General features: G+C 51.7%; 23 protein-coding genes. 9 read left to right on the forward strand and 14 right to left on the reverse strand.

Features of this window, described 5'->3' with window-relative positions:
* Positions 1 to 96: 96 nt before the first annotated feature.
* Positions 97 to 885: a DUF4382 domain-containing protein gene (locus FJM74_RS15030; RefSeq protein WP_187263448.1), complete on the forward strand. Its 789-nt coding sequence runs from the start codon at positions 97 to 99 to the stop codon at positions 883 to 885.
* A 312-nt stretch (positions 886 to 1,197) separates the two neighbouring features.
* Here the strand turns inward: FJM74_RS15030 and FJM74_RS15035 are convergent, their stop codons facing one another.
* From FJM74_RS15035 to FJM74_RS15070, 8 genes are all read right to left on the reverse strand, one after another.
* Positions 1,198 to 1,674: a DinB family protein gene (locus FJM74_RS15035; protein WP_187263449.1), complete on the reverse strand. Its 477-nt coding sequence runs from the start codon at positions 1,672 to 1,674 to the stop codon at positions 1,198 to 1,200.
* 221 nt (positions 1,675 to 1,895) lie between these two features.
* Positions 1,896 to 2,276, reverse strand: coding sequence for a diacylglycerol kinase (locus FJM74_RS15040; RefSeq protein ID WP_241739190.1), 381 nt, complete (start codon positions 2,274 to 2,276; stop codon positions 1,896 to 1,898).
* A gap of 142 nt (positions 2,277 to 2,418) precedes the next feature.
* A complete protein-coding gene (gene msrA, locus FJM74_RS15045) occupies positions 2,419 to 2,958 on the reverse strand; it encodes a peptide-methionine (S)-S-oxide reductase MsrA (protein WP_187263450.1) in 540 nt (179 codons plus the stop codon).
* A 79-nt stretch (positions 2,959 to 3,037) separates the two neighbouring features.
* Positions 3,038 to 3,349: a peptide-methionine (R)-S-oxide reductase gene (locus FJM74_RS15050; RefSeq protein ID WP_187263451.1), complete on the reverse strand. Its 312-nt coding sequence runs from the start codon at positions 3,347 to 3,349 to the stop codon at positions 3,038 to 3,040.
* Positions 3,350 to 3,362: 13 nt separating this feature from the next.
* Positions 3,363 to 3,761 (reverse strand): methionine-R-sulfoxide reductase, encoded by a 399-nt coding sequence (locus FJM74_RS15055; RefSeq protein WP_187263452.1) that lies wholly within the window; start codon positions 3,759 to 3,761, stop codon positions 3,363 to 3,365.
* A 419-nt stretch (positions 3,762 to 4,180) separates the two neighbouring features.
* Positions 4,181 to 4,681 (reverse strand): YdeI/OmpD-associated family protein, encoded by a 501-nt coding sequence (locus FJM74_RS15060; RefSeq protein WP_187263453.1) that lies wholly within the window; start codon positions 4,679 to 4,681, stop codon positions 4,181 to 4,183.
* A gap of 271 nt (positions 4,682 to 4,952) precedes the next feature.
* The gene (gene fumC / locus FJM74_RS15065; RefSeq protein WP_187263454.1) at positions 4,953 to 6,347 is read right to left on the reverse strand and encodes a class II fumarate hydratase; all 1,395 of its coding nucleotides are present in this window, start codon (positions 6,345 to 6,347) and stop codon (positions 4,953 to 4,955) included.
* 305 nt (positions 6,348 to 6,652) lie between these two features.
* A complete protein-coding gene (locus FJM74_RS15070) occupies positions 6,653 to 7,372 on the reverse strand; it encodes a hypothetical protein (protein ID WP_187263455.1) in 720 nt (239 codons plus the stop codon).
* Between the two features lie 343 nt (positions 7,373 to 7,715).
* Between FJM74_RS15070 and FJM74_RS15075 the strand changes: the two genes are divergently transcribed.
* The 5 genes from FJM74_RS15075 (at position 7,716) to FJM74_RS15095 (ending at position 16,953) form a co-directional block, all read left to right on the forward strand.
* Positions 7,716 to 10,667 carry a CHASE domain-containing protein gene (locus tag FJM74_RS15075; protein WP_187263456.1) on the forward strand — a complete coding sequence of 984 codons (2,952 nt, stop codon included), beginning with the start codon at positions 7,716 to 7,718 and terminating at the stop codon, positions 10,665 to 10,667.
* Positions 10,668 to 10,828: 161 nt separating this feature from the next.
* Positions 10,829 to 12,208: a DNA repair protein RadA gene (gene radA, locus FJM74_RS15080; protein ID WP_187263457.1), complete on the forward strand. Its 1,380-nt coding sequence runs from the start codon at positions 10,829 to 10,831 to the stop codon at positions 12,206 to 12,208.
* 594 nt (positions 12,209 to 12,802) lie between these two features.
* Positions 12,803 to 14,224 carry a TlpA family protein disulfide reductase gene (locus tag FJM74_RS15085; protein ID WP_187263458.1) on the forward strand — a complete coding sequence of 474 codons (1,422 nt, stop codon included), beginning with the start codon at positions 12,803 to 12,805 and terminating at the stop codon, positions 14,222 to 14,224.
* Between the two features lie 330 nt (positions 14,225 to 14,554).
* Positions 14,555 to 15,745 carry a baeRF7 domain-containing protein gene (locus FJM74_RS15090; RefSeq protein WP_187263459.1) on the forward strand — a complete coding sequence of 397 codons (1,191 nt, stop codon included), beginning with the start codon at positions 14,555 to 14,557 and terminating at the stop codon, positions 15,743 to 15,745.
* Positions 15,746 to 15,930: 185 nt separating this feature from the next.
* Complete coding sequence (locus FJM74_RS15095; protein WP_187263460.1) at positions 15,931 to 16,953, forward strand: SPASM domain-containing protein; 1,023 nt, start codon at positions 15,931 to 15,933, stop codon at positions 16,951 to 16,953.
* 740 nt (positions 16,954 to 17,693) lie between these two features.
* Here the strand turns inward: FJM74_RS15095 and FJM74_RS15100 are convergent.
* The 6 genes from FJM74_RS15100 to FJM74_RS15125 form a co-directional block, all read right to left on the reverse strand.
* A complete protein-coding gene (locus FJM74_RS15100; protein ID WP_187263461.1) occupies positions 17,694 to 18,032 on the reverse strand; it encodes a hypothetical protein in 339 nt (112 codons plus the stop codon).
* Positions 18,033 to 18,149: 117 nt separating this feature from the next.
* The gene (locus tag FJM74_RS15105; protein ID WP_187263462.1) at positions 18,150 to 18,329 is read right to left on the reverse strand and encodes a FeoB-associated Cys-rich membrane protein; all 180 of its coding nucleotides are present in this window, start codon (positions 18,327 to 18,329) and stop codon (positions 18,150 to 18,152) included.
* A 133-nt stretch (positions 18,330 to 18,462) separates the two neighbouring features.
* Positions 18,463 to 19,254, reverse strand: a complete 792-nt coding sequence (locus tag FJM74_RS15110; protein WP_187263463.1) for an inositol monophosphatase family protein — start codon at positions 19,252 to 19,254, stop codon at positions 18,463 to 18,465.
* On the reverse strand, positions 19,251 to 20,459 hold the full coding sequence (locus FJM74_RS15115; protein WP_187263464.1) for an Lnb N-terminal periplasmic domain-containing protein: 1,209 nt from the start codon (positions 20,457 to 20,459) through the stop codon (positions 19,251 to 19,253). Before FJM74_RS15115 ends, FJM74_RS15110 begins: the two co-directional genes overlap by 4 nt.
* Positions 20,452 to 21,171, reverse strand: coding sequence for a 16S rRNA (cytidine(1402)-2'-O)-methyltransferase (gene rsmI / locus FJM74_RS15120; protein WP_187263465.1), 720 nt, complete (start codon positions 21,169 to 21,171; stop codon positions 20,452 to 20,454). The genes FJM74_RS15115 and rsmI overlap by 8 nt, the downstream gene beginning before the upstream one ends.
* A gap of 204 nt (positions 21,172 to 21,375) precedes the next feature.
* Positions 21,376 to 21,636, reverse strand: coding sequence for a 4a-hydroxytetrahydrobiopterin dehydratase (locus FJM74_RS15125; RefSeq protein WP_187263466.1), 261 nt, complete (start codon positions 21,634 to 21,636; stop codon positions 21,376 to 21,378).
* Between the two features lie 231 nt (positions 21,637 to 21,867).
* Between FJM74_RS15125 and FJM74_RS15130 the strand changes: the two genes are divergently transcribed.
* The 3 genes from FJM74_RS15130 to FJM74_RS15140 all read left to right on the forward strand — a co-directional run bounded on the left by FJM74_RS15130 (position 21,868) and on the right by FJM74_RS15140 (position 23,474).
* Complete coding sequence (locus tag FJM74_RS15130; RefSeq protein WP_206684052.1) at positions 21,868 to 22,737, forward strand: SDR family oxidoreductase; 870 nt, start codon at positions 21,868 to 21,870, stop codon at positions 22,735 to 22,737.
* An 86-nt stretch (positions 22,738 to 22,823) separates the two neighbouring features.
* Positions 22,824 to 23,138, forward strand: coding sequence for a hypothetical protein (locus tag FJM74_RS15135; protein WP_187263467.1), 315 nt, complete (start codon positions 22,824 to 22,826; stop codon positions 23,136 to 23,138).
* Between the two features lie 102 nt (positions 23,139 to 23,240).
* Positions 23,241 to 23,474 carry a hypothetical protein gene (locus FJM74_RS15140; protein WP_187263468.1) on the forward strand — a complete coding sequence of 78 codons (234 nt, stop codon included), beginning with the start codon at positions 23,241 to 23,243 and terminating at the stop codon, positions 23,472 to 23,474.
* Positions 23,475 to 23,584 lie beyond the last annotated feature (110 nt).

A 23,584-nucleotide genomic window follows, 5' to 3' on the forward strand; every position in this document is an offset into this window, starting at 1 on the left:
GCTTTTACGGGGTTTATACTTTTGTGCAACTTCTTTCCGTTAAACCGTATATAGATTGCCCTATATAGGTATATTAGTTTAAAATAATACAATTTTATGAAAACAAAATTATTTTTCCCTTTCCTGCTGTGCAGCCTTTTCTGGCTCAGCTCCTGCGACAACGAAAAAGACTCGACAGGTACAGCCAGAATGGAAGTCCGCATGACAGACGCTCCCGGCGACTATGAAGAAGTAAACGTGGATATCAGGTCGGTGCAGGTGCACAAGGAGGCTAGTGGTGATGAAGCTGGCTGGGTAACGCTGGATGAGATAAACCCTGGCGTATACAACCTGCTGGACTTTGCCAACGGCCGTGATACCCTGCTGGCGAGCGCCAGCCTGCCTGCTGGCAGAATATCGCAGATACGCCTGATCCTGGGAGACAACAATTCCCTGAAATTAAAGAATGGCACCACCTCCCCGCTCAAAACACCAAGCGGCCAGACATCAGGGGTGAAACTGCAGCTAAATGCCGACCTGGAGCAGGATGTAACTTACATGGTGCTGCTCGATTTCGATGCGGCAAAATCGGTGGTGGCCAGAGGCAACGGGCAATATAACCTGAAGCCGGTGGTAAGAACCATTACCCAGGCTATAGCCGGAGGTATCAAAGGCAAAGTAACGCCAGCAGAGTACAAACCCGGCATCTATGTGATCTCAGCTGCCAACGACACCATAGGTGGCTTTGCAACCAGCACCGGCGATTTTCTGATCAAAGGCGTGCCAGCCGGTACCTACAAGGTTAAGTTCTACACCGAGAACAGCGAGCACGATAAAACGGTAGAAAACATAACCATTACCCAGAACGAGATCAAAGACCTGGGCACGGTGGACCTGTCGCACTAAGGCTTCGCCACATTAGAAATTCAAAATTAGAATTAATGCCTGGAGGATTGACTTTCAGAAAATAGGCAGACAGAACTGGTTAGAAACAGAGTTGACTTTGGCGGTAATGCTTCGTTAAAGTAAAACTTGTAACGGCGGAAGCCTCTACACCTGAGGCTGATCAAAAAAGTGAACGCCACCTCCTGCACATTAAATGTTCGAAATGGCTCCGTAGGGGGTACGAATAAGTTATATAAGAAAAGAAGGCTGCTCCGATTTCCGGAGCAGCCTTCTTTTCTTATATAAAGTCTACTATCTAGTATCTTTAATCTATTAAAAAACCTGGCCCATCAGTTCACGCACGTAGGTTACGTAATCGGTGTTGGGTGGGGTGTGGCCGTTTTTGCGCAGGTCGGTGGCCGTTTGGGCTCGGTGGTAGGTAGCATGGTTAAAAGCATGCGTCAGGATGTCGAGCACGCGGGTGCTGTACTTCTGGTTGAGGCTGTTGGTGTAGTCGATCAGGCGGTTAAACTCGGCCTCGTCGGCATTGGCCACCAGCTCTGCAATTTTGTAAGAGGCGTACTCGTGCAGCTTTTTCAACTCTTCCAGGTTGTGCTCCTGCCACACCTTTACCGGGCTTTCGGTGCCGGTAATGCGAGCAATCCAGATGGCCTGCGCGTTTAGGGCGTGGCTGAAGAGGCGGGCCGCGTTAGCAGGCACTTCTGGCAGGCTGCTGAACACATCGAGCATGGTCCTGTTGGCCCAGATGTTGTATTCCGACAGGTTTTTCAGTACGTCGTTTCCAGTCATATTTTTTACGGTTATCTTCCCTAATTTATCGTTTCGTTTTCAGGTTCTTAAAAAGGCGCCCTGGTACTGTGCATTAAGCATTCTGATAGCAGCAGTAGCTATAACCTCCGGAGGGCGTTTTTCATTAGAAAAATTTCCGGGTGCAGCAAATTTGGGCAAAGGTAAGAAGTATAATACAAACCTCCTCCCAAACAGGCGGAAAACACTTTTAGCTATATCCGTTAAAGGTAATAATCTACGAAAGAAAGTAGGTAGGGCACAAAAATAATGAGCCCGATCACCGCCGCCATTATGGCTGCTGCCAGCACCGCGCCAGCTGCCAGGTCTTTGGCCTTGCCTGCCAGCACATGATAATCAGGAGAAACCAGGTTTATAACGGTTTCGATGGCGGTATTAAAAATCTCGGCCATAAATACCACCCCCATGCAACCCACCAGCAGGCACCACTCCACCGCCGTAACCTCAAACAGAAAGCCCGCCACTACCACGCCCAAAGCCGACCCTAGGTGCAGGCGCATGTGCGGCTCCGAACGCATGGCAGCGTTCAGGCCCCGGAGAGCAAACTTAAAGCTGTTGTAGCGCTTTTTAAAGTAGTTATCCAAGATGGTGGAGCAGCTTAGGCCTGTAAAGTTTTATGTGGCGGCAAAATTTTACCAGTTGCTGTAGTAGCCTGCTCAGGCACTCGCAGGAGCTGCGCACACTGCGAGGTCGAGGTAATTTGACGTTGATTACTCTCTAATTCACTCATTTAAAACCCGGCTTCAGCTTGTGCGTGAATACCTGGCGGAACTTCTCTACCTTGGGGCGCACCACAAAACTGCAGTAAGGCTGAAAACCGTTTTGCAGGAAGTAGTTCTGGTGGTAATCCTCGGCTGGGTAGTAGTTGGTCAGCGGTTCTATGGCCGTCACGATAGGGTCGCTGAAGGCGCCGGAAGCCTCTAGCTCCTGCTTGTACTTCTCGGCCAGCTGCCGCTGCTCCTCGTTGTGGTAGAAGATGACGGAGCGGTACTGCGGCCCCACATCGTTGCCCTGGCGGTTGAGGGTGGTGGGGTCGTGGGTTTCCCAGAACACTTCCAGCAGCTCTTCAAAGCTTATTTCCTGAGGGTCGTAGGTTATCCGGAGCACTTCGGCGTGGCCGGTGGTGGCGGAGCAAACCTGCTTATAGGTAGGGTTCTCCACGTGGCCACCCGCGTAGCCCGATTCCACTTTCTCTACTCCCTCTAACTGCTGAAAGACTGCCTCTGTGCACCAGAAGCAGCCATTGCCAAACGTTGCTAATTCCATAGGTTATTTTTTAGACACAGGTAGCAGGGCACAGTTTTTTTAGGATGAACTTCTGCCCCGACCTGAAATAAATTTTACTTTACGTTTTATGTGCCAAAGCAGCTGCATTGATGCAATACCGCACCAGAGTAGGTGTCCTGTCGTCGTGGAACAGGTGGCCCAGGTGCTGGCCGCAGTGGCTGCACAACAGCTGCAAGCGGCTTCTGCCGTAGGTGCTCAGCTGCTTTTGCCGTACATGCTCCCCGATATGTGCCCAGAAGCTGGGGAAGCCGGAGCCGACACTAAATTTCTTGTCCGCCTCAAACAACGCAGTGCCACAACCGGAGCAGGTGTAGGTGCCTTGCTCCTCCCCGCCTGCTGGTGGCACTATTTTGCTCCGGTGCTTGAACAAGGCTTGCAGGCTGTTACTTCTTTTCCAGCTCCTCTACCGGCACAAAGGTCATGGAGAGGGAGTTTACGCAGTGGCGGATGTTCTTGGGAGTCAGGTACTCGCCCTCAAACACGTGGCCCAGGTGAGCCTCGCAGCTGGCGCAAACAATCTCAATGCGGTGTCCGTCAGCATCTGGCACGCGCTTTACGGCCCCTTCTATCTCATCGTCGAAGCTGGGCCAGCCGCAGTGCGACTCAAACTTCTGCTCCGAGGTGTAGAGCGGGTTGTTGCAGCGCTTGCACAGGTATACGCCCTCTGCTTTGTTGTGCTCATATGCTCCTGTGCCAGGATACTCCGTGCCTTTGTTTACTATAATATATGCCTCTTCAGGCGTAAGCTTGTTATATTCTGATGGATCTTTTGCTACTCTCATAGATAATGTTCTCGTTGACGGTCTTTTATACGTGTTGATTGTATCAACAAATAAAGGACCGAATTAGTTTGAGGTGACAGTGTGGCGGGTTTAGCAGCAGCAGAGCCTCTCGAGGGGCAATATCATTGGAATAATTGCTGATTGTTGGTTGCGGATTGTTAATTGCTAAATGGCTTAATTGTTAAATGGTTGATTCAAAGATGTGAAGATTGGGAAGTGGAGTACCAGAGCAGGCTTTAAACGCGAGCAACTCTTCACTTTTAACTCTTAATTAGATCCAGATTGAATCCAGGTCGTGATACTAAAAACGAATACCTGCGCCCTGTGTCCTTTTAAAGCAGCAGCTATGACCTCGCAGCGTGCGCAGCTCCTGCGAGTGTCTGAGGGAAGTCAGAAATGACAGGAAACAGGTTGCGATTTTAGTTAGATAACTGCTTTGTAGCAGCCAGTTCACGGCTCTTGGAGTACAGCAGCTTGTCGATGGTCTGGACGATCCGCGCTACTTTCATGTCGTCTGTTTTGGCGGCAAAGATCCATTCTACCAAAGCTTGTTGCTCCGCTTCGGTACAACTCAGAAAGCTCTGGAAGGCAGTGGGTTCGTCCTGGAGGCAAAGCAACAGTTCTTCCCGCACGTTGTGCAGCGAGTTCTCCGCAAACAGGCGCAACTGCACCCAGTCCCCCTCCTGCTTGCCGATCTTCTTTCTTATTTCCGCTTTTACTGGTAAAAACATCCTGCCACTGCCCATGGGCAACAGGCTAACATCTTTCAGTTCGAAGCTATCGATGCTGCCGCTTACCTTTACTATCCCGAAGTAAGCATGCTCGTTTTTAGAAACTTCCGGAATGGCCACATACGTCCAGCCCCCTTTGCCCGGAAACTTTTCGAGTTGGTACGCTTTATCTACTAACAGCTCCTCCATTGGCTTCTGCTTTTTATAAAAGAAGTTTACATTGTACAAAAAGTACTAATATAGCAGTTTTTGTACAGGTTAAAAGCAGAATAAAAAGATTTATTTAGGATTAACTAGCTCATTGGCAAAGCCTTAGGAGCAGCAGGCGTGCAAGATGATAAAAAGAAGTAGTTGCAGACTACAGCCAGAACAGCAATTCTAAAAGGTTGATACATACAAAAAGCAGCCCCACACGGAGCTGCTTTCCTATTATCAAATCAAAAAATCTATAATCCATTTTCTACTTCAAGCTGCCGATCATTTCTTCCGGCTTCACCCACTCGTCGTACTGCTCACTGGTGAGCAGGCCGAGTTCTATGGCTGCCTGGCGGAGCGTAGTGCCTTCTTTGTGTGCTTTCTTGGCAATTTTGGCGGCGTTGTCGTAACCGATGTGTGGGTTCAGGGCCGTTACGAGCATCAGCGAGTTCTCGAGGTTTTGCTTAATGCGCTCGGTGTTTGGCTCTATGCCTACGGCACAGTGCTTATCGAAGGAGTCGCAGGCATCGCCGATGAGCTGGGCGCTCATGAGCAGGTTAAAGATCATCACCGGCTTAAACACGTTCAGCTCGAAATGGCCGTTCATGCCTCCTACCGATATCGCCACATCATTCCCGATTACCTGGGCGCACACCATGGTCATGGCCTCGGCCTGCGTTGGGTTTACCTTGCCTGGCATGATAGAAGAACCTGGCTCGTTTTCAGGTATTACGATTTCGCCGATGCCGCAACGTGGGCCGGAAGCCAGCAAGCGGATGTCGTTCGCGATCTTCATCAGGCTTACCGCCAGCTGCTTCAGGGCACCAGAGGTTTCTACAATGGCATCGTGTGCCGCCAGCGACTCAAATTTGTTGGGAGCCGTGATGAATTCGTGGCCTGCAAACTCTGATATTTTTCTGGCTACCAGCACATCGTATCCTTTCGGCGTGTTCAGGCCGGTACCTACCGCAGAACCACCCAATGCCAGCGTGCTCAGGTGCTCCAGCGTGTTGCGCAGCGCCTTCATGCCATAGTCCAGCTGAGCAGCATAGCCCGACAGCTCCTGGCCCAGCGTGAGCGGCGTGGCGTCCATCAGGTGCGTACGGCCAATCTTCACCACGTTCATGTAGGCCTCTGCCTTGCTTTGCAGCGTGTCGCGGAGCTTCTGCACCATCGGCAACGTGTGCTCCACCACTTTTTTGTAAGCGGCAATGTGCATGGCTGTCGGGAAGGTGTCGTTAGAAGACTGCGACTTGTTCACGTCGTCGTTGGGGTGGATTTTCTTTTTCTCGTCCATCAGGTCGCCGCCCAGCAGCACGTGTGCGCGGTTGGCCACCACCTCGTTCACGTTCATGTTCGATTGCGTACCAGAGCCTGTCTGCCACACCACCAGCGGGAACTCGTCAGCCAGCTGGCCAGCCAGAATCTCGTCGCACACTCTACCAATAATCTCGGCCTTTTCCTGCGCCAGCACCCCCAGCTCCGCATTGGCGAAAGCCGCCGATTTTTTCAGGATGGCGAAAGCCTCGATTACCTCTTTGGGCATCAGTTGACCGCCAATGGTAAAGTTTTCTCTTGAACGCTGCGTTTGGGCGCCCCAGTATTTGTCTGCAGGCACCTCGATAGGTCCCATGGTATCTTTCTCTACACGAACTTGCATATAGGTTTATGGTTAGTTTTTGAGGAAAATCTTCAATAGCAAATCTAATAAATTATTTTGGAATGGGTTTGCCCGACCGGGTGCAGCCGTTAAAAACACCGGGTTGTGGCAGCCAAATATTTGAATGAAAATCGCCCTCCGGAGCCGAAAAGACACACAAGGTGCTTTAGGAGTTAAGAGTTAATAGGTGTTCTCAGGTTCATCTTCCAATCTCCAAATCTTCAAATTAGCACATCAGCACATTACCCAATTATTCTAATCAAAAAGGCCCTCCAGAGGTGCTGCCCCTGTTGTTAAGGGATGGCTTAACGGATAACGGTTTTGCCGGAGTTTTGAGAAAGCAGCGCAATAATGTCCAGGTTTACCGGCTTCAGGTAGGTGGTGTTGATAATGGTCTGGTCATGCAGGGCAATCAGGTACTCGCCTTCCCTGCCAAGGTACCTGATAGACTCTATCTGCTGCATGCTGTAGGTGCGCTCCTCCTGCAAAAGATTGGTAACGGTTAGTTTGTCGTCGAAAATTAAAACGTGCCACCTGAGCGAATAGAAGGCCACAACGCCTGCCAGCAGCAGCAACAGGCCCAGCAGCAACCCATAAATTTTAAGCGAGCCCTGGCCCTCCTGGTGCTGCAGGTATTTTTTATAAAGCTCATATTCCTCCCCCAGTATGGTTTGCTGCACCATTCGGAGCGGCACAAAGGCCAGCACGAGGCCAAGAAACAGGCCGGGCGCAAACATGGACTGAAAGTTTGGCGTGAGCAGGTAGATAGCGTCGGCGGAACCGATGTTTACGATGCTCGACAGTAGCGATAAGCTTCCGGCAAAGAAAGCCGTCAGCACCACGACGAAGAAAAAGTAAAAGAACAGCAGTTTTCTCTCCTGCTTTTGTATATACTTCTGCTCGTCGGCCAGGAGGGGCGTGGTGTGGCGGGCCGGGGATATTCTTCGAAGCGCATATCGAAAAACGGGCAACAGCACGGTTACCGTTAAAAAACAAATTAAAAGGCTTCTAAAAATATCCAGCATGGTACGCGTGTTTCTTATTCAGTGCAAGTTAGCACGGTATCCTTAATTTTCAGAATATAAAACAATGCGCGGGGAGCAGGAGGTGCTGTCTGACCGGGTGTGCTGGTGGGCCAGCAGGTTAGCCGGAGTGCCTGAGCCAGCGTGTTGGCGCTGGCCCGGAGGCCTGCCGGAGCGGTGTTCCGGAATAAGTGCCCCGGGATTTTTAAAGGTGAAAAGGCTTGGGGTGAGGCCTCTTTTTGTTTATTTTTGAATATTACGAATCAGGCTGCCATCTGCCGTTTTACTTTAAAGTATGGTTTAGGAGATTGGTAGGAGGGAAATGATCAGCACTTACAGATAACGCATGAAACTTGCCAGATTGGCCACCTTTATCAGGGATTACATCATAGCGATCGCTTCTTTTCTTTTTATTTTTCTGCTGACGCTCATAGTTTATGCCGAATCGAAGAGTAAAACAGAAGAAAGAAGCAAAAAGCTGTTCGAGTTAAAAGCAGCGCAGGCAAGTGCCGCCATTGAGCTGCGCATGCACGACTACCTGCAGATACTGGTTGGTGCCAAGGCTTTTTATATGGCTTCTGATACCGTGCAGCGGGAGTCGTGGAAGCAGTATTACGAGTCGCTCCACCTGGAGAAGAACTACCCCGGCATTCAGGGGCTTGGGTTTGCACAGGTAATAGACGCCGCTTACCTGCCACAGCATACCCGCCAGGTCAGGGCAGAAGGTTTTCCGGAGTACAAAGTATGGCCCGAAGAACCCCGCCAGACCTACACGTCTATCGTCTACCTGGAGCCCTTTACGGGCCGGAACCTGCGCGCTTTCGGTTTCGACATGTACACGGAGCCCGTCAGGAGATCGGCCATGCAAATGGCCCGCGACACCAAACTGCCCGGCATGACCGGAAAAGTGCGGCTGGTGCAGGAAACCGGCGAAGACGAGCAGGCGGGCTTCCTCATCTACCTGCCGGTGTATAAAAACAACGCAGACCCTGTTTCCATCAAAGACCGCCAGCACCTGGTACAAGGCTACATCTACAGTCCGTTCAGGATAAACGACCTCATGCAGCCCATTCTGGCCGATCAGTTCAGGGAACTGGACGTGGAAATTTACGATGGCCCTACCCCCAGCAAAGAAAGCGTACTGTATAGCACCGATACCACCACGCTGTACTACAACAAAAAAGACCAGAGGCCTTTTTACATGCTCAGCACCCTGAGCATCGGAAACCACACCTGGCGCATCTACTGCACCGCCAATCCCCGGTTTGCGCTCTCCACCGATAATAACCTGCCCTTTTTTATTTTGTTCGGGGGCCTTATTATCGGGTTGCTGATGTTTTTTATTATCTGGTCGCTTACGATCAGCCGGCGCTCCAACCGCCTGAAACAAACCATTACCGATAATGCCACCGCTGCCCTGTTTATGATGGATGCCGATGGCTACTGTACTTTTATGAACCCCGCTGCCGAGGAGATGACCGGCTATACCATGGAGGAGTTCAGGCAGAAACCGATGCACGATCTTATCCACTACAAGCACCCCGACGGCTCCCCTTACCCCCGGCAGGAGTGCCCGCTCAACATGGTAATTCAGAACAACAAGAGCATCAGAGCCTACGAGGATGTGTTTATTCGCAAAGATGGCGTGTTTGTAAACGTGATGTGTGCGGCCAGGCCCATCTCGGAGAATGGCAAGCCAACCTTGTCTGTTCTGGAGGTGCGCGACATTACCGATGAGAAACGGGCACAGCAAGCCATTATAGAGAGCGAGGCCAGGTTCAGGACCATGGCCGACAATGCTCCGGTAATGATCTGGGTAACCGATGCCTGGGGGAATTGCATGTACGTAAACAAGCAGTGGCTCGATTTTACGGGGCAGTCTTTTAAAGAAAGCATTAACATGGGCTGGCACCAGGCCCTGCACCCCAAAGACCTGCCGGGCTTTGAGCGCATTAATAAAAAGGCAGCCGAGGAGGCAGAATCTTATAGAACAGAGTTCCGGGTAAGGCGCCAGGACGGGGAATACCGGTGGGTAGTGAGCACCGGCACGCCACGCCTGGGAGCAGATGGCGAATTTTTAGGACATATAGGCTCTATTCTGGATATTACAGAGATAAAAGAAGCCCAGAAAAAAGTAAAGCAGAATGCCGAGCTTATCCAGAAGCTGTTTCTGGAAGTGCCGGCGCTGGTGGGCCTGGTACGTGCCCCGGATAAGCAATATGTGCTGGCCAACCCCTTGTACAAGAAGCTGTATGGCAACAGGCTGCTCGTCGGGAAAACCGTGGAAGAGGCACACCCGGAGTCGGAAGGAGCCCAGATCCTGAGGCGCCTGAACAAGGTCTTTAAGACTGGAAAACCTTTCATCGGGAACGAAGTCGCGGCCCTGATCGACCGGGCAAACAATGGCGTACTAACCGAGGGCTATTTTAACCAGGTGTACCAGCCCCTGGTAAATGGCAAAGGTAAAGTAGAGGCCGTGCTGATGTTTGCCGTGGAGGTAACCGAGCTGGTGGCCGCCCGCAAAAAGCTGCTGCTCACCAACGAGGAGCTGAGCCAGAAGAATACCGAACTCCTGCGCATAAACGACGACCTCGACAGCTTTGTGTACACCGCCTCGCACGACCTGAAGTCGCCGATCGCCAACATGGAAGGCCTGGTAACGCTCCTGCGAGATATCCTGCAAGGCAAGATAAATGAGGAGGATGAGCAGGTGATCGACATGGTGACGGCCTCTATCCACAAGCTCAAGCAGACCATTGCCGACCTGGCCGAGATCACCAAAGTGCAGAAAGACCTGCAGGCCTCAGTGGAGCCGCTTGCCTTCCAGGATATTCTGGAAGACGTAACCAGCGACATCAGCAACTTAGTAGAAGAATCCGGGGCAAATATCAATACTGATTTTCAGGAGAAAGGCATCATGTACGCCCGTAAGAACCTGCGCAGCATCATTTACAACCTGATGTCTAATGGCATTAAATACCGCTCGCCGGAGCGTGTGCCGGAGCTGAGCATCAGCACGCACCGCGATGGCGACTTTGTGGTGCTGCAGGTGGCCGATAACGGTCTTGGCATCCGGAAGGAGCAGCAGCAAAAACTGTTCTCCATGTTCCGGCGTTTCCACTCGCACGTAGAGGGCACAGGCATCGGCCTCTACATCATCAAGCGGATTATCGAGAACAACGGCGGCCGCATAGAAGTAGCCAGCGAACTGGGGCAGGGCACCACTTTTACCGTATACTTTAAACAGGAACCCGTTGAGGTTGCCAGCGGTATGATGCGTGCAGCGCCTGAAAACTGAATTATTTGAATGAAAAAGGCCCTCCAGAGGTTTTTTCAGGACAGAAGACATAGGGTACAAGGCGCAGGTTTTTTACCTGTAGCATGTCAGGCAGTGAAGAAGCCTCCAGAAAATACGAGTTTTTCTGATTTGCAGGAATTTACGTAGTAGTTAAAGATTAAATGGCCAAGATAAAAACATCCTATTTCTGCCAGAACTGCGGCGCCCAATCGGCCAAGTGGATCGGCAAGTGCCCTGCCTGCGGCGAATGGAACACCTATGTAGAGGAAGTGGTGCAACGCGAGGAACTGACACCCACCAGCGCCTGGAAAGTGAGCAGTTCCTCCAGCCAGGTGGCCAGCAAGCCCAAACCCATCGCCGAGATCAGCTTTCAGGAGCAGCAGCGCATCCAGACCAAAGACCAGGAGCTGAACCGTGTGCTGGGCGGCGGCATTGTGCCAGGCTCCATGGTGCTGATTGGCGGGGAGCCAGGCATTGGCAAATCGACCCTGATGCTGCAGATTGCGCTCGGCCTGCAGGGGCAGCGGGTGCTGTACGTGAGTGGAGAGGAAAGCGAGCAGCAGATAAAAATGCGTGCCGAACGGCTCGAGGCGCAGGTGTCGGACTGCTATATCCTCACCGAGACCAGCACACAGAACATATTTAAGCAGATAGAGCTGCTGCAGCCGCAGGTGGTGGTGGTTGACTCCATCCAGACGCTGCACTCCTCGTTTATAGAGGCCGGGGCAGGCAGCGTAAGCCAGGTGCGGGAGTGCACGGCCGAGCTGCTCAAGTTTGCCAAAGAGAGTGGTACACCCGTGTTCCTGATCGGCCACATTACCAAAGAAGGAAATCTGGCAGGCCCCAAAATACTTGAGCACATGGTAGACACGGTACTGCAGTTCGAAGGCGACCGGCACATGACTTACCGCATCCTCCGCACCACCAAAAACCGTTTCGGCTCCACCTCTGAGCTGGGAATCTATGAAATGCTGGGCTCCGGCCTGCGCGAAGTAAGCAACCCCTCCGAGATCCTGATTTCGCAGCGCGAAGACGCCTTTAGCGGTATTGCCATTGGCGCCACGCTGGAGGGCAACCGGCCCCTGCTGATAGAGGTGCAGAGCCTCGTGAGCGTTGCCACCTACGGCACCCCCCAGCGGGCCAGCACTGGCTTCGATGGCAAGCGCCTGAACATGCTGCTGGCGGTGCTGGAGAAACGCGGCGGCTACCGGCTCGGCGCCCAGGACGTGTTCCTGAACATTGCCGGCGGATTGAAGGTGGAAGACCCGGCCCTGGACCTGGCCGTGTGCGCCTCCATCCTCTCCTCGTTCGAAGACATGCCCATTCCGTCTACCACCTGTTTTGCGGCAGAAGTGGGTTTGGGCGGGGAAGTAAGAGCCGTGAACCGGGTAGAGAACCGCATAACAGAGGCTGAGAAACTGGGCTTCCGCGATATCTACATTTCGAAGTACAATAAAAAGGGCGTAGACTTAAGCAAGTTCTCCATCCAAATACATGCTGTTGGAAGGCTGGAAGACGTCTTTCAGGGGCTGTTCGGGTAGAGTGCCTCACCAAATTCAAAATTAGGAATTATCATGGCCCGAGCGTCCTCGCTCGTGACGGCTATCCCGTGGCCTTTGGCTGCTATATACCTCCAAGTAAGTTCTGAAGGATCAAGGTCTGTGCAGCAGATGATGCAACATTGCTACTATTGAATTTGGCGTAGCTTCTTCACTGCCTGACATCCTGCTGCGTCTTGGTCTTGTGCCTCCTTTTGCCTTCAGAGGGCCATTTTCATTCGAATAATTGGTTTTTGACCCAACAAAGCGTACGATAGGTTCCGCTGTAAACCGAGATGGGAAACAGTGAATTATTTAAATGAAAACAGCCTTCCGGAGGCCGGCACTGCTGTAGGTGCTCCTGCAGTCGCAGGTTCAGTAGCCGAAAGGCTGGTACATAGGCAAAGTGGAATTAATTCGGCGCAAAATCAGTTGCAGAAAAAACATTTCCCAGGAATTATCAGCAATTATGCATCAGAAGCACCGGCTTTGTTTGGAGATTACATCTTGGAAGATAAAAGCGTGGTGGCCCCCCCTTTAAAAGATATGGATTGCTTCTCCATCCTCAAATCAAACATTAGCACATTAAAAATATTTATGAATCGACTTTCAGCCTCTTTGTTCCTGCTCCTTTTGCTGCTGGCAGGTTCTCCCCTTTTTGCACAGCCCAAAGCCATTATCAGGGGTAAAATAAGCAAGCCGCTGTCTGAACAGGTTACGGTAGTGACCTACCCCTCGCTGCTTGTGCACACCGAAGTAGAGACGGAGGCCACGCTTACAGGCAATGAGTTCAGGCTGGAGGTGCCGGTAACCAAAGCCGGGCTCGCCGAACTCGTGCACGGCTCCGAAGTGGTAACGGTGTACCTGGAGCCCGGCTTCGAACTGAACCTGACGGCCAACGGCGACAAGCTCCTGAAAACCGTGAAATTTGCAGGTGCCGGAGCTAACGAAAACAACTACCTGGCGCAGTATGGCTACAACTTCGAGGAGTTCGACCAGTACCAGGTGCTGCCTGATAATATTAAACTGCGCGAGAAAGATTTCGTGGAGTTCCTGGAATCGCGGAAGCAGGAGCAGCTCAGGTTCCTGGAGAGGTATACTGCCAAAAACCCTGTTTCCGACGCCTTCAGAAGGCTGGCACAGACAGAGATTGAGTATGGGTATGCCAACGACAGAATCACGTATTTCGACCTGCGGGAGCAAATGGTCAGGAGCGAGAACCGCCTGACGCCCTCGGCCAACTATTTCCATTACCTGCAGGAACTCGACATGCAGCGCGAGCAGAACCTGCTCAGCCCGGCTTTTGTCGGCTTTCTGAGCAACTACACCACGCACCTGGCTAAGGCCGCTGGCAAAACCGACACCAACCCCGATTACTACACCACGCGCTACACCCTCGCCAAACAAAAACTAGCCGGGCAGGTGCAGGCACTGGCCCTGAGCCAGGTCCTGAAACAGTCGCTGCTGAAAGGGCAGTCGAAGCAGTCGGAAGAGCTTCTGGCCGATTTCCAGACCGTAATGCAGGAGCCAGAGGTGCTGGCCTATTTCCGGAAGCTTTACAACGAGAACAAACAGCTGGCCACCGGCAGCCTCGCCCCCGATTTTAAGCTCCTGGATGCCCAGGGCAAGGAAGTGTCGCTCAGCGATTTTAAGGGCAGGCTGGTATACCTGAACTTTTGGAGCACCAACTGCGGCATGTGCCTGAACGACATGCCCTACCTGCAGGAACTCCACAAAAACCTGAGCGGGCAGCCTGTGGTGTTTATCAGCGTGGGCATGGACGACGACGAGGAGGCCTGGCGCAACACCGTTTCCAGGAGAAACCTGCCGGGGGTGCAACTCTATAAAAGCCTTAGCCCCGACGTGATAGCCGAATATGGCATCAAAGAGCTACCCGCTTATTTCCTGATAGACGAGGCAGGCAACGTGTTGTCGGCCAAGCCAAAGCGCCCCACCGACCGCGACGCAGAGACCGAACTGCTCCGGATACTGAACTCAGGGCAGGCCGCAGCACGGTAAGCTGTCGGGGCACAGCTAGTAACATTCCTATTTTAGTGCAAATTCCGGTCTCGATTTAACCGGACCTCCAAAAGAAAGCCTCCTGGTGCCATGGTGCCAGGAGGCTTTCTTTTGGAGCCATTGCCGGCCTGTTTTAGCTGGCCACCCTTCCGGCGTTTTCTGGGGCGATAGGAGCCCTTTGCTACTCTTGCGCTCCAATGATCTGTGAATAGATAAATAACCGTTAAACAGGCAGATGCGTACTTAATATTTACCACTTCTGCCAGGCAGAAGACGCTTCTATAAGTCCAGTTAAATGTGATAATACAAATTTAATAAATCTACAAAAGTATGGCATTGATCAATAAACAAGACATCGAGAGGCTAATTAATGTACAAGGCAACACACAAAACGCTTTGTGCATTTCTTTTTACCTGCCTACTCACCGTAGCGGTAAAGAGACCCTGAACGGGATGGATAGCATAGCTTTTAAAAATCAGGTTCGAAAAGCCAGAGAACTCCTAGGAAAACATGATGTACCCGAAGCGGAAATTACGCAATACCTGAAACCGGCAGAGGAACTCCTGCACGACGGCAACTTCTGGCGACACCAGGCCGAAGGGCTGGCGGTGTTCATCACGAAGGGGTTTTCGGCGCACTACACGCTTCCTATCACCATGCCAGACGAAGTGTATGTACTGGATCACTTCCATTTTACGCCTATATTGCCAATCCTGAGCCAGAACGGACGCTTCTTTATACTCAGCCTGTTCCGAGATAAAACCGCCTTTTACGAAGCCACCATCGACAAGATCAGGCAGATAGACGTAAGTTCGTTCCTGCCAGAGTCGATCAGCACCACCGACTCGCTTAAATTTGATGTGATCGGCAACGACCAGGATTTTACCCACGCCACCACCACCAACAACGGCACCAACATTGTGCACGGGCCAGGCTCTACCAAAGGCGACGAGGAACACGAACGCGTTCGGGAGTTTATGCAGGACATCGACAACAACCTGTGGCGCATCCTGCACAACGCCCACGAGCCGCTTGTTCTGGCGGGCGTAGACCACTACTGCGCCATCTACCGCAACATCAGCAAATACAAGAACATTGTGCCGCAGAACATTCACTTAAATGAGAATGCCGACATAGAGAACATGAACACCATCCATAGCAAGGCGCTCGCTATCATAAAACCACTGATGCAGCAAAGCCACTCCGAGTCGCTGGACCGCTACGAGACAGTGGCTGGCACAGGCATCACCTCCGAAGACATTGCCACAGTGGCCGCCGAAGCCATCCATGGCCGCGTAGATACGCTCTTTATTGCGCCAAGCCAGCCGGTTTGGGGTATCTACAACGAAAAGAGCGCAACAGCTGAGGTGCACGAAGAGTACCAGCGCGGCGACTTCGACCTGATTAACCTGGCAGCTATGAAGACGATTTCGCAGGGCGGAAAAGTGTTTGTGAGCAGCTACAACGGCATGTCGGAACTAAGCGATGGGGCCAGTGTAAAGGCGCTCTTCAGGTACTAAGCACCGCACTGAATTAAAAATTAGAAATTCAAAATGATGAATGCCACCAAATAGCGGTTTTGCTTACATTTAAACGGCTATTTGAATCAGGTACAAAAAAGGGACGGCTACAGCAGCTGTCCCTTTTTTGATTTAAAAATGCGATATTGCACATGCGGCGGCGTTTGCCGTTAAAACCATTGCAGATGAAGCTCCACTTTACAGACGGCCTTAACTTTGTTTCGAAGCTTACTCCCTTGCGCATGCTGAATGCCGCACAGGTGGTGGGCAGTTACATATGGTCGCGCGTGTCGGGTAAGGCCAGGCATTGGGGTCAGCCGCTGAGCATCTCCTTTGAGCCCACTACCTCCTGTAACCTGCGTTGCCCCGAGTGCCCCAGCGGCCTGCGCTCCTTTACGCGCCCTACCGGCATGCTCGACGATACACTCTTTAAACATACCATCGACCAACTGCACCAGCGCCTGCTGTACCTTATCTTTTATTTTCAGGGAGAACCTTACCTGCACAAAAACTTCCTGCACCTGGTGCAGTATGCCGCCAGCAAAGGCATTTATACCGCCACCTCTACCAACGCCCACTACCTGACCGATGAAGTGGCCCGCCAGACCGTGGAGTCGGGCCTGGACCGCCTGATTGTGTCGATAGACGGCACTACGCAGGAAACCTACGCGGCCTATCGGGTGGGCGGAAAGCTGGAGAAAGTGCTGGAAGGTACCCGGAATGTGGTAAAATGGAAGAAAAAACTGAAAGCAAAAACACCGCACATCATGTTTCAGTTTTTGGTTGTAAAGCCCAACGAGCACCAGCTCAACGATGTGAAAGCGCTGGCAGCAGAGCTTGGCGTGGACGAAGTGGTGTTTAAAACAGCGCAGATCTATGACTACGAAAACGGCTCTCCGCTAATTCCTACCATAGATTATTATTCGCGGTACAGCAACAACGGCAACGGCACATATTCGGTTAAAAACAAGCTGCTGAACCATTGCTGGAAAATGTGGCATTCCTGCGTTATTACCTGGGATGGCCTGGTAGTGCCCTGTTGCTTCGACAAGGACGCGGAGTACCGCATGGGCGACCTGAAGGCAGCGCCGTTCAGCAGCGTGTGGCGCGGCAAAAGCTACCAGCGCTTCAGGCAGTCGTTGCTGCGGTCGCGGTCGGAGGTGGAGATGTGCCGCAACTGCACCGAAGGCACCAGGGTGTGGGCGTAAAGACCTTACGATTAAGGTTTAAGAGTTATGAGCTAGGAGTTTTTTATTCACAAATCCGCTCATGTGCGCCATCGTAACTTCTTCTTCTCCATCTTCTCATCTCCAATTCTGCAAATTTTAAATTAGCACTTCAACCAAATAATTCTAATCAAAAAGCCCCTCGTGAGCTTTATGCAGCTCACAAGGGGCCGATACCCATGGGGCGGAGTTTCTGGCTACGCACTTCTTGTGTTCAGGTGTCTCAGACTAGTGCCTTTGCTTCACAGAAACAATATTGACGGAATGCAAATTTTCAGAGTTTGCGTCAGCCACTTCACTCAGTAAGGAGAACACTATTCTAAATATTCTAACATTTTGTGAGGTCCTTGGGTAGGTGCCCTATAGAAAGGTCCAGACAGAAATATATGGCGTCCTGTTGAAAGAGCAGCAGCAGTTCCGGAGGGGCTTTTTGATTAGAATAATTGAATTAGGCACTTAGTTAATAGCCAATAGTGCCTTCTTTAAAAAATTACCAAACTACTGGTTTTGAGGACCACCCTCAATGTGTATATTGGTTTAACACTGGCTCTGAGATTTTATGTTAAATATTTGATTTATAGCTATTTGAATCTTATTAAACAAGTGCCTAATTCAATAGAATAATTTGGTTAATGTGCTAATAAATGATCTGGAGAGGTGAATCGGGGCTGCAGTATGGCCCATAAACGACAAAGGGCCGAATCAACTCCGGCCCTTTGTGTTTATTTGTCGTTCTTGTCGAGATTTTTGCCCATGTCCTCTATCTGCTTCATAAAATTCTCTATCCTCTCGTCGGCATAAGGCCCGTACGAGTTGGTGATAGTGCCTTTTATGCCTTCAGTAGTTTCGATCACATACAGGATAGACATGTCGTCCGGGTTGCTTTCGCCTTCAAAGCGGTAGAAGTCTACTATTCGAACTTGGTCTGGGGTAAATGTCTTTTTATCGTCCATTGTCGCCAGACGTCCGTCTTCCGTCACTTTAAAGTCGAGGGTGCAGCCGTCTTTTCTTAGCCGGTTCAGCACATTCACCAGGGATCTTTCTTCAACTTTATCTTGCATAGCTTTTTGGTTTAAATTGATGTCGGTTGTCAAGTATAAACCTATACGCAAAAAAGGCTGAAGGATACAGTTTTCGGCAAGAAATCCTGCAATTGCCGCCTTATCATGGCCGCGGCCTTACCGGGCCAGCTTCTTCTGCTCGAGTTCCTTCTGTATTTTCTTGAAATCGATGGAAGAGCAGGCGCTGCCGCATCCTTTGGCGCAGCTGCCCCCTTTTGTGCTGAAGCTTCGGTACAGCAGGCGCGCCATATACGCTGCGGCCACTAAGAACAATACTAAAATGATTATTTCCTGCATTTGGCTTACTGGTTATAAGTTATTGCTTGTTAGTTGTTAATGTTTCTTTCTTGCTGGAATTAGCCATTCAAAACCAGCAATCGGCACCCCTCAATTAACAACTAAAAAGGCGGCAAAAAAGTTTACATCAGGGCTACTGCCAGAACTCGTTGATGGTGTCTTTTATCTGCTGGTGCACATGCCCGTTGCTGCCGATAATTTCTTTCCCGAATAAAAAGTCATCGCCGTCGCCGAACATCGACACCTGGCCGCCTGCCTCCTGCACCAGAATAATGCCGGCTGCCACATCGTAGGGCTGCAGGTTGTACTCAAAGAACGTTTCGGCGCGGCCTGCTGCCACGTAGGCCAGGTCGAGGGCGGCCGAGCCGAGCCTGCGGAAACCATGCGAGCGGGCCATAAAGGCATGCAGGATCTCGAGGTACTGCTTCGCCCTCGTCTCCTCGTAGTACGGAAAGCCGGTAATGACCAGCGACTGCCCCAGCTCCGTGATGTCTGATACTTGCAGGCGTTTGCCGTTGCAGTAGGCGCCTCCTCCCTTATAGGCCCAAAAGCACTCGTCCTGCATAACGCCGTACACCACGCCGGCCACTATTTCATTGTATTCCATCAGGCCCACGCTTACCGAGAAGAGCGGCAGGCCGTGCGTAAAGTTGCTAGTGCCGTCGAGCGGGTCTATTACCCAGTTGTAGCGTTCCTGGCGGGTGGTGTCGGTTCCTTCTTCGGTTATAAAGCCGGCCTCTGGCAACACTTTGCGCAGATCCTCCACCAGCATCTCCTCGGCCTGCTTGTCTACATAGCTCACCATGTTGGCAAAGCCTTTCATTTCGATGTGGGCGCGGTCGAAGGTCTCGGCTTCCTGCCGGATAAAGGCACCGGCTCTCTTGGCGGCTATATTTAACTCCTGTGTTAGTTGCTGAAGGTTCATGTTGTTACTTTTTGTTTAGTTCGAGAAAACCATACCATGTACGCAGACCGCAGCCCGATGGTGAGCACCAGCGGCAGAAACGAGGCATGGAACTGTTGTGGCCACCACAGCCAGCCCAGCACCAGCACAGCCGCTATTACCGCTGTTATGGCCAGGTAAGCCACCACCCATTTCGGGAAGCTGTTCCGCAACAGGTAGACGAAGATAAGAAGATGCGTGGGGATAGCCCACAAAAGGTTATAATTATCGGCGGTGCCCTGGTGGTCGGTGGCCACCCAGAGCAGCAGCAGCGCCAGCCCCAGCAGACCAAAGAGCAGGTACAGGATGGTATCGAAAGCTTTGCTCCAGTTGCGCTTGCGGTAGTTGATAAATGTCAGGGCAACGGCTGTAGCAAAGAGCAGCCACCAGAACACCGTAGGCGTAAACAGGCTGAGGCTCTCCTCTGCATGCTTCTTCTCGTACACGACCTGCATTTTTCCGGCCAGGGGCACGGCCTTGCCATTTTGCTGAATAGTGGCATTGGCCAACCCCTCTGACAGGTAATCGGGCAGGAACATGTACTCGTACGGTGTGGCGGTGCGGTCTATGCGCGAACCCAGGCCCAGGTCTATCCCGAAATCTCCCCAGGGCTGCGGGTCCAGATACAGGTCGGTCAGGTTCCGGAACGACATGTTTTTGTCGAGGTGGGCGAGGTTGAACTGGATCTGGTTCGGGAAGGTGGCCTCTATGCCATCCCGGATGCGGGTGGCGCAGTTATCGAAAAAGAAGTCGTAGAGGTAGAACTGGTTTTCGGGCAGGTAATTGTTTGTCAGGAAATCCCAGTATTGTTGCTTCTGCTCCGGCGTAAAGTTCAGCACCTGCTCGTACACGCCCCGGTTATCGGCCACATAGGCATACACAAAATCCTGGAAGTAGGCAGCCGAGAGCTTGTAGTTGAGCTTGCCCTGCGCGAACTTCAGGTAAAAGTTGGGCTCGTTAAAATCGAAGGTGCCGTAGTTAAAGATAATGTCCATGCCGGTGCTCGGGTCGTTTACCCGCACGGCGCTGTGGCCGAAGGTGGAGTAGAGTTCTTCGCCGCTGGAGCAGGTTATCAGGCTTATTTTGGCCTCGGGTGATAAGCGGATGCCGGTAAACTGGGCCTGCGCCTGTAGCTGTACCAACAGGAGGAACAGCGCCAGCCAAAGCCCCTTTAAATAGTTAGTCATGATCGTTTTTACTGTTTTTTTGCTTTCCTTCGGCTCCTGCCACCACCAATACAAACTCTCCTTTAATGGCTTTTGTTGTGAACAGCTGCACCAGTTCCTCCAGCGTGCCGTTTACCGTCTCCTCAAACATCTTCGATATTTCACGTGAAACAGATGCCATGCGCCCGCCTCCGAAGTATTCCTGGAACTGCGTGAGCGTTTTGAGCAGGCGGTGCGGCGACTCATAAAAGATCATGGTGCGCTCTTCGGTGGCCAGGCTGAGCAGGCGCGTCTGGCGGCCTTTTTTCAGGGGCAGAAATCCTTCGAAGGTGAATCGGTCGGTGCTGAAACCGGACTTGACCAGGGCGGGCACAAAAGCCGTGGGGCCTGGCAGGCATTCCACCTTCAGGTCGTGCTTGAGGCACTCGCGCACCAGAAAAAAGCCCGGGTCCGAAATGCCCGGCGTGCCCGCATCCGATACCAGCGCCATCACCTCTCCCGCCTTCAGGCGATCTACCAGGTGGGCCGTAGCCTTGTGCTCGTTGTGCAGGTGGTGGCTGTGCATGCGCTTGTCGATGCCCAGGTGCTGGAGCAGCTTGCCGCTGGTGCGGGTATCTTCGGCCAGTATCACATCTACCTCCTTCAGCACCCGGATGGCACGCAGCGTGATGTCCTCGAGGTTGCCGATGGGCGTGGGCACTAAATACAGATTGGTTTTTTCAGGTTCCTGCATGCGGCAAAGATACTTCAGATAAGTTAGAAAGTTAAAGAGTTAGAAGGTTGGAAAGGTATTTCAGATAAGCTAAAAAGTTAAAGAGTTAAAAAGTTATATAATGTTTTGAAGGCCTGTAAGGCAAGAATGAATTATGCTAATGAAAATCGCCCTCCGGAGGCGCTGCTGCTGTTGATAAATGTCTGATTCAGATAGATGAACTTTCTAACTTTTACCTTTCTGACTTCCAAAATTAGAATAGATTTCATCGATTCGCTTCGCCAGTTTATGGTCGCGGTTGGTTACGGTGTTGCCGGCGCTGTGGGTGGTGAGCTCTATGTCTACCTGGTTGTACATGTTGCTCCACCAGGGGTGGTGGTCCATTTCTTCGGCTGCCTCGGCTACGGCATTCATAAACGCCATGGCCTCTTTAAAGTCCTTGAACTTGAGGCTGCGTCTGAGCTTATTGTCTTCTTCTTTCCACATAATTATAATTGTTAATAGCTGTATAGTGTCCTGAACAGGAGCACAATTATTCAAATGAAAATGACCCTCCAGAGGTTCTGCCGCCGCCGCTCTTGCAGAACTCTCTGCCTCTTATACTTTTTAGCTTAAAACAGCTGTCTACCTTTCTAACTCAAAACAACTTTCTAACTTAAAAAACAAGCCTGGCGTATAGTTTAAAGGCTGCGACAGTGGCATGTGTAACCTAAAACTATGAAAACGATGGACAAAAAACCGAAATCAGTGCCGGCACAGGAACAGGATGTGCAACCCGGCAAAGAACACGAAATGACGCCAAAGCCGGAGTATATCCGGAAAACGTATAAAGGCAGCGATAAGTTAAAAGACAAAGTGGCCCTGATAACCGGCGGCGACAGTGGCATTGGCCGTGCCGTGGCTGTGCACTTTGCCCGCGAAGGTGCCGATGTGGCCATCGTGTACCTCAACGAAGACAAAGATGCCCAGGATACTAAAAAGCTGGTGGAGAAAGAAGGCCGCAAGTGCACCATTATTGCCGGCGATATCGGTGAGGAGGCTTTCTGCAAGAAAACTGTGGAGCAGGTGGTAAAGGAATTCGGCAAGCTCGATGTGCTGGTCAACAACGCCGCCGAGCAGCACGAGCAAACCGACCTGCGCGATATTTCCGAGAAGCAGCTCAAGCGCACCTTCCAGACCAACATCTTCTCGATGTTCTACATGACCAAGGCCGCCCTGGAGCACATGAAAGAAGGTGCCGCCATTGTGAACTCTACCTCCATTACCTCCTACCGTGGCAGCAGCCACCTCATGGATTACGCCTCCACCAAAGGCGCCATCACCTCCTTTACCCGCTCGCTCTCCTCTAACCTGGCCGAGAAAAATATACGGGTAAACGCCGTGGCGCCAGGCCCGATCTGGACACCGCTTATCCCCGCCTCCTTCGATGCCGAAAAAGTAAAGGAGTTTGGCTCTGAACAGCCTATGGGGCGCCTGGGGCAGCCATCGGAGGTAGCGCCGGCCTATGTTTTTCTGGCCTCCGAAGATGGCTCTTATGTAACCGGCCAGGTGATCCACGTAAACGGCGGCGAGCTGATAGGTTCCTAAAATTATTAAACCATCGCTCCGTAAAAGGAGTAAAACCCCTAAAGGCTGGTGCCGGTTTGCGGCTTTGGCCATTAAATCTATTCACTATGGAAAAAGACAAAGAGCAGAACGCACAGCAGCGCCGGCAGCACAATGGCAAAGGGCCGCACGACAGGCCGGTGCGTGTGATAGAAGACGATACCTCGGAGCAGGAAATGCGGGCCGGGCATATTATCCCGAACGCCGATGCGCCTAAAAACGAAAACCAGCGCGGCGGCTTCGGCAACCGCGACGGCAAAGAGGGCTACGGCTCCGATACCGCCGGCAACGGGCCATCCGCCATTGGCGTGAACGACTTTTCTGATGACGGGGTGCCGCCAAAAGATAACATGCGAACAGAAGACGAAGGCAGGGGATCTTAATGACTCTCCTGAGCTGTAATGACTATTGTATCAGGTGCTGGCGGAGCCTTGCCAAAGGCTTTGTCGGGCGCTTTTGTTTAACTAAAAAAGAAGGAGGACGTTATGCCATCATATAAGCATACCCAGCCCGGTGGGGAAAACGCCGGAAACCCAAGCGGAACAGGGCAATCAAAGGCAGGTGTTAAGCCTGTAGATCCGAACCAAACCCGGTCGGAGCACGATGAACTGGAGGATAAGTACACCGACGGTCCGGATGAGCCAGGACAAAACGTGAAAACCAATAACCCGAACCGGAACCTGAATAAGCCGGATATCGATAAAGGAAAGTATAATTAGAAATTTTTAGTATATTTCAACAGGAATAGCACTTGCTCCGGCAGGTGCTATTTTTTGTATCAGCTAAATTTACAGCGGCAGCACCCAAAGCAGGCGGCCGTATACTTGTG

This window comes from Pontibacter beigongshangensis (genome assembly GCF_014332515.1).
In the GTDB taxonomy this organism is placed as follows: Bacteria; Bacteroidota; Bacteroidia; order Cytophagales; family Hymenobacteraceae; genus Pontibacter; species Pontibacter beigongshangensis.

Excerpts from the sequence above, each read along its gene's own strand:
- FJM74_RS15030 (WP_187263448.1), top strand. The coding sequence starts at position 97 with ATGAAAACAAAATTATTTTTCCCTTTCCTGCTGTGCAGCCTTTTCTGG.
- FJM74_RS15035 (WP_187263449.1), bottom strand. The coding sequence starts at position 1,674 with ATGACTGGAAACGACGTACTGAAAAACCTGTCGGAATACAACATCTGG.
- msrA (WP_187263450.1), bottom strand. The coding sequence starts at position 2,958 with ATGGAATTAGCAACGTTTGGCAATGGCTGCTTCTGGTGCACAGAGGCA.
- FJM74_RS15055 (WP_187263452.1), bottom strand. The coding sequence starts at position 3,761 with ATGAGAGTAGCAAAAGATCCATCAGAATATAACAAGCTTACGCCTGAA.
- FJM74_RS15060 (WP_187263453.1), bottom strand. The coding sequence starts at position 4,681 with ATGGAGGAGCTGTTAGTAGATAAAGCGTACCAACTCGAAAAGTTTCCG.
- fumC (WP_187263454.1), bottom strand. The coding sequence starts at position 6,347 with ATGCAAGTTCGTGTAGAGAAAGATACCATGGGACCTATCGAGGTGCCT.
- FJM74_RS15070 (WP_187263455.1), bottom strand. The coding sequence starts at position 7,372 with ATGCTGGATATTTTTAGAAGCCTTTTAATTTGTTTTTTAACGGTAACC.
- FJM74_RS15075 (WP_187263456.1), top strand. The coding sequence starts at position 7,716 with ATGAAACTTGCCAGATTGGCCACCTTTATCAGGGATTACATCATAGCG.
- radA (WP_187263457.1), top strand. The coding sequence starts at position 10,829 with ATGGCCAAGATAAAAACATCCTATTTCTGCCAGAACTGCGGCGCCCAA.
- FJM74_RS15085 (WP_187263458.1), top strand. The coding sequence starts at position 12,803 with ATGAATCGACTTTCAGCCTCTTTGTTCCTGCTCCTTTTGCTGCTGGCA.
- FJM74_RS15090 (WP_187263459.1), top strand. The coding sequence starts at position 14,555 with ATGGCATTGATCAATAAACAAGACATCGAGAGGCTAATTAATGTACAA.
- FJM74_RS15095 (WP_187263460.1), top strand. The coding sequence starts at position 15,931 with ATGAAGCTCCACTTTACAGACGGCCTTAACTTTGTTTCGAAGCTTACT.
- FJM74_RS15100 (WP_187263461.1), bottom strand. The coding sequence starts at position 18,032 with ATGCAAGATAAAGTTGAAGAAAGATCCCTGGTGAATGTGCTGAACCGG.
- FJM74_RS15105 (WP_187263462.1), bottom strand. The coding sequence starts at position 18,329 with ATGCAGGAAATAATCATTTTAGTATTGTTCTTAGTGGCCGCAGCGTAT.
- FJM74_RS15110 (WP_187263463.1), bottom strand. The coding sequence starts at position 19,254 with ATGAACCTTCAGCAACTAACACAGGAGTTAAATATAGCCGCCAAGAGA.
- FJM74_RS15115 (WP_187263464.1), bottom strand. The coding sequence starts at position 20,459 with ATGACTAACTATTTAAAGGGGCTTTGGCTGGCGCTGTTCCTCCTGTTG.
- rsmI (WP_187263465.1), bottom strand. The coding sequence starts at position 21,171 with ATGCAGGAACCTGAAAAAACCAATCTGTATTTAGTGCCCACGCCCATC.
- FJM74_RS15125 (WP_187263466.1), bottom strand. The coding sequence starts at position 21,636 with ATGTGGAAAGAAGAAGACAATAAGCTCAGACGCAGCCTCAAGTTCAAG.
- FJM74_RS15130 (WP_206684052.1), top strand. The coding sequence starts at position 21,868 with ATGAAAACGATGGACAAAAAACCGAAATCAGTGCCGGCACAGGAACAG.
- FJM74_RS15135 (WP_187263467.1), top strand. The coding sequence starts at position 22,824 with ATGGAAAAAGACAAAGAGCAGAACGCACAGCAGCGCCGGCAGCACAAT.
- FJM74_RS15140 (WP_187263468.1), top strand. The coding sequence starts at position 23,241 with ATGCCATCATATAAGCATACCCAGCCCGGTGGGGAAAACGCCGGAAAC.